The sequence below is a fragment of the Microbispora sp. CSR-4 genome, from assembly GCF_008033685.1.
Taxonomy (GTDB): domain Bacteria; phylum Actinomycetota; class Actinomycetes; order Streptosporangiales; family Streptosporangiaceae; genus Microbispora.
On record NZ_VJVX01000325.1, the window covers coordinates 1 to 302 of the forward strand.

A 302-nucleotide genomic window follows, 5' to 3' on the forward strand; every position below is an offset into this window, starting at 1 on the left:
GCGCGGCCCGTGGAACGGCCTGGACGACGTCGAGATCGCCACCATGGAATGGGTCGACTGGTACAACAACCGGCGCCTCCACAGCGCCTGCAACGACCTCCCACCAGCCGAATTCGAGACCCACTACCGAACACAAACCGCCACGGCTATCCTCACCCCAGCCAGCTAACCCGGCCTCCACGAAACTCGGCGCGGTTCACTTCAGTGGGTGCGGCAGCGCTGCCAGGAGGCGCCGGGCAGCGTGGCGGCGATCGCGTCACGTAGCCCGGCGTGGCAGTCGCTGGTGACCAGCAGGACGCCGG

1 protein-coding gene and 1 pseudogene are annotated in these 302 nt (G+C 68.2%); one reads left to right on the forward strand and one right to left on the reverse strand.

What is annotated here, in order from left to right:
• Positions 1-19 precede the first annotated feature (19 nt).
• Positions 20-169, forward strand: coding sequence for an integrase core domain-containing protein (locus FLV34_RS43630; RefSeq protein ID WP_369074152.1), 150 nt, complete (start codon positions 20-22; stop codon positions 167-169).
• Between the two features lie 35 nt (positions 170-204).
• Here the strand turns inward: FLV34_RS43630 and FLV34_RS40000 are convergent.
• Positions 205-302: pseudogene (locus FLV34_RS40000) on the reverse strand (transposase); the annotation flags it as partial.